This window comes from Lishizhenia sp., from assembly GCF_057456495.1.
The window spans coordinates 1-4,587 of sequence record NZ_JBVCPV010000208.1 but is presented as its reverse complement, the minus strand read 5'-3'; the positions used below and the strand labels follow the sequence as shown (position 1 = coordinate 4,587).

At 36.5% G+C, this 4,587-nt stretch carries 3 protein-coding genes; 2 read left to right on the top strand and 1 reads right to left on the bottom strand.

What is annotated here, in order from left to right; translation table 11 throughout:
• Both AC22ZQ_RS12615 and AC22ZQ_RS12610 read left to right on the top strand, forming a co-directional pair.
• The coding region (locus AC22ZQ_RS12615) for an FAD-dependent oxidoreductase (protein ID WP_318959123.1) at nucleotides 1-639 on the top strand (639 nt) is incomplete at its 5' end.
• Nucleotides 640-810: 171 nt separating this feature from the next.
• Nucleotides 811-2,994: a glutamine synthetase III family protein gene (locus tag AC22ZQ_RS12610; RefSeq protein WP_318959122.1), complete on the top strand. Its 2,184-nt coding sequence runs from the start codon at nucleotides 811-813 to the stop codon at nucleotides 2,992-2,994.
• 790 nt (nucleotides 2,995-3,784) lie between these two features.
• Here AC22ZQ_RS12610 and AC22ZQ_RS12605 read toward each other — a convergent pair.
• Nucleotides 3,785-4,438, bottom strand: coding sequence for a hypothetical protein (locus tag AC22ZQ_RS12605; protein ID WP_318959121.1), 654 nt, complete (start codon nucleotides 4,436-4,438; stop codon nucleotides 3,785-3,787).
• Between the last annotated feature and the right edge of the window lie 149 nt (nucleotides 4,439-4,587).

Here is a 4,587-nt window from a genome sequence, read left to right as displayed (position 1 = left end):
ACTAAATACGAAGCAAAACATTTGATTTTCTGTGCAGGATTGCAAGCTGATAGAATGGCCAAGAAAGATGGGGTGGACTTAAAAGAAAAGGTAGTTGGGTTTAGAGGTGACTACTACGAGTTAACCGATCAGGCGAAACACAAAGTAAATAACTTAATCTATCCTGTTCCGAATCCAGATTTCCCGTTCTTGGGTGTACACTTTACGCGTATGACAGATGGTGAAATAGAATGTGGACCTAATGCCGTGTTTACATTTAAAAGAGAAGGGTATGGAAAAACAGATTTCAGTTTTAAAGATACCGTTGACGCTTTAAGTTACGGAGGTACATGGAGATTGTTCTTTAACAATATGAAATTTGGTATTGATGAATACAGAAGAGCATTTTCTAAAAAGTTATTCTTGAAAACCTTACAAGGACTTATTCCTTCTTTAACTATGGATGATATTCGCCCAGGTAGATCTGGAGTGCGTGCTTTATTATTAGGACAAGATGGTGATACACGTGACGATTTCCGTATTGAATACATGGAAAACTCTATTCACGTATTAAATGCACCTTCTCCGGCAGCTACGGCTTCATTGGCTATAGGTGGACAAATTGCAGATAAAGCAGAAAAACACTTTAATTTGAAATAGAAATTAAGCAGATGATAAAACACCCCGATTAATTAGGGGGTGGAATTGAAAAATCTCTACAAATATTAAAACACCCCCTTTTCAACAAGGGGGTGTTTTTAATTTTACAATAAATTAATGTTGTGAGGAGAATAAAATGGTGTATATTTGCCCAAAATTAAAATTTTTCAAATGTCATCTATTAGAAAAAAGGCTTACCAAGATGTTCTTCACAGAACGCCTAAGCACTCAGAACCAGTAACAAGAATCTCTGAGATTTTTGGTGAAAACGTATTCCACTTAGAGGTGATGCGTGAGTATTTACCAGAAGAAGCATACAAATCTATTAAAGAAGCGATCAGTTCAGGAGCGCGTATCGATAGACGTATTGCTGACCAAGTTGCTTCAGCAATGAAGGACTGGGCTATTTCTAAAGGAGCTACACACTACACACACTGGTTCCAACCTTTAACAGGAGCCACTGCAGAGAAGCACGATGCTTTCTTTAAGCCAGTTGGTCCAGGTAGAGCAATTGAAAGATTTGACGGTGATTTATTGGTTCAGCAAGAGCCAGATGCATCATCTTTCCCGAACGGAGGTATTCGTAATACTTTCGAAGCAAGAGGTTACACAGCATGGGATCCATCATCTCCAGCTTTCGTAATCGGGAAAACTTTATGTATTCCAACGATTTTTATTTCTTACACAGGTGAAGCGCTTGACTTTAAAATGCCTTTATTAAAAGCATTACACGAAGTTGATAAAGCAGCGGTTGACGTTTGTCAGTACTTTGATAAGAATGTAAATAAAGTAATCGCAACATTAGGATGGGAACAAGAATACTTCTTGATCGACAAAGCATTGTACAATGCACGTCCTGACTTGCAAATGACAGGTAGAGTATTATTTGGACACTCTCCTGCAAAAGGTCAACAATTAGATGACCACTACTTCGGTTCTATTCCAGAGAGAGCAGTAGCTTTCATGAGAGAATTCGAAAACGAAGCAATCCGTTTAGGTATTCCTGTAACAACTCGTCACAATGAGGTAGCACCTAACCAGTTTGAGTGTGCACCTATCTTTGAAGAGTGTAACTTGGCTAACGACCACAACCAATTGTTGATGGACTTGTTAGAGAAGATTGCGCGTAAGCACGACTTTAGGGTATTGTTACACGAGAAGCCATTCGCAGGATTGAACGGTTCTGGTAAGCACAACAACTGGTCACTTTCTACAAACACAGGAGTGAACTTGTTAGCACCAGGTAAGAACCCTAAGAGCAACATGCAGTTCTTAACGTTCTTCGTGAACACAATTAAAGCAATTCACGATAATGCTGACTTATTAAGAGCGGCTATTGCATCAGCATCTAACGATCACCGTTTAGGAGCTAACGAAGCGCCACCAGCAATTATCTCTGCGTTCATCGGGTCTCAGTTAACAAAGGCTTTGGATGATTTAGAAGAAAACGTTAAAGCTGGTAAGATGACACCAGAGGATAAAACGGAGTTGAAATTAAACATCGGTAAAATTCCTCAAATCTTATTAGATAACACAGATAGAAACAGAACTTCTCCTTTCGCATTTACAGGAAACAAATTCGAATTTAGAGCGGTAGGTTCTTTGGCAAACTGTTCTCAGTCTATGATCGTTTTGAACACGATTATGGCGAACCAGTTGAGATTGTTTAAGAAAGCTGTTGACGCTAGAATCGAAGGTGGTGATAGCAAAGACGAAGCAATCTTGAAAGAATTACAAGTATTGATTAAGGAGTCTAAGAAAATCCGTTTCGAAGGGAATGGTTACGGTGACGAGTGGGTTGCTGAAGCTGAAAAGAGAGGATTATCTAACTTGAAAGATACGCCAAGAGCATTACAAGTTTGGGAGCGTCCAGAAACAATCAAATTATTCGAAGACTTAAACATTTTCTCAGAGCGTGAAGTATTAGCACGTCAGGAAATTGAATTTGAATCTTACATCATGAGAGTTCAGATTGAAGCAAGAATGATCAATGATTTGGCGCAAAACCACATCATTCCTTCTGTAATCAATTACCAAAACAGGTTGATCAAGAACATCCAAGGATTGAATGATATTTTAGGAGGAGATGCTACAGAAGCTTCTAAAGTTCAATTAGACATGGTGAAAGAAATTTCTATGCACTTGAACAAAATGAAGTCTTTATGTGATGAAATGTTAGCAGCAAGAAAAGTTGCCAACAACATTGAAAACATTGGAGAGAAGGCAGCCGCTTACTGTGATACAGTGAAAGTATTCTTTGACGATATTCGTTACCACGCTGACAAATTAGAAATGTTAGTAGACGATGAGTTATGGCCTTTCCCAAAATTGAGAGAGATGTTGTTTACAAAATAGTAGACAAAAAATATAGATGATGACGAGAGAGTGTTCGAAAAGGGCACTCTCTTTTTTGTTTAGACATCTAGATGGCTAGAGTTCTAGATTTCTAGAGAGGTTGAAGTTGAGTTTTACGTGAATTTATGATTGGAGAGTATTATTTTAACCGTTCCGCTTTGTAATTATTTTAAGTTCACTAAGTAGTTTACCTAAATCTGTATGCTTAAGGTTCGATGGGGAAGGGCATTCAATTCTAGTTATTGATCCATCTGTCATTTTAATTTTGACCGTTATATATCCTCTGTAATCATGATAGACGTAAGATTGGATGTCTTTAATACTTATTTCTTGGAAGACTCTTTTTGTAATAACAGGCTTTCGTTGCCAGTTAAAGATAAGGGTGTGTTTAGAAAAAGTCACGGCTAACTTTCCGTCAAATAAAAATTTTGCGAACAAATGACCTAGATACATAACTACAACCACGATGAGTAGGGAAAGGGCTGTTTCAATGTTTTCCACAAATTTAAAGATGACTTGTATGCACGCGAACGAAGTTCCCATAAGTGTAATCCAATAGGGTAGAATGGGTCTGGTATTGATGACTAATGTTTGCAATTATCGTTGTGATTTTTCAGTGACTTAACATCCAAATAAACATAATTGTGTTTATCCTTCCAACATAATAGAGAATCCCAAGTTCTCAACCAATATAAGCATTTAAAAAGTTCGTTGAAATGTACAGATTGAAAATAATGGATTAGTCCCTTTTTTTAGACTTTTAGATATATTGTAACTTTTGTAGTTGGCGTTATTTTATTTTTTGGTAGTAGTATTTCCTCGACGCATGACCTTTTCGTTTTGAGGTATCGTAGAGTCTTCCTTTTTTAAACTTCCACTTTTCATTTGTAAAGTATCTATATGTATCAAAATCTTCCACCAATTTCAATGTAAGTGATGAAAATGTAGAATCCAGCGGTATACGAATCGTGTTATATCCATAAGCACTGATAATTAGACTATCTGCCGTTACTTTATCAAATCTACACCTTCCTTCTAGATCTGTTATTTTCCCAGATAAAATAATTGTATCCTTTTTTAACGCACACTTGGCAAAAGCATGTCCTTCGTTATTTGGATTCAACACCTTTAAGGTAAGTATTTCTGATTTGTACTTTTTGGTTTCGATAATTTCAAAGGGAGGAACTTCATTTACTTGTTTATTACTATTTAAAATGATATAATTCCCCTCTCTTTTCCATTTTCCAAAAGTGCTTCCTTCAAGCAATCCTTGGTCCCAATTGTATTCAAAGCCTTGGTTTGCTTTTAATTCAATCTCCTCAGAAACACCGTAAAAAATGTCATTAGATATATACGTGCCAATGATTTGTTCATGAGGTAAATGTTTCGTTGACGAACAGGATATAATAATTGATAGGATGAATAATGTATATGTTGATTTCAATGTATTGTTTATTAGTTAGTACTCTTTTTAGGAAGTCTTAGTAAGTATGAAATGTATGATAGCATATACGTCTTATTTTCTTAGATATACAGCATAGTGTATTTCTCTTCCCTTGTCCCATACTCTTGAATTGTAAATACAATCCAGTT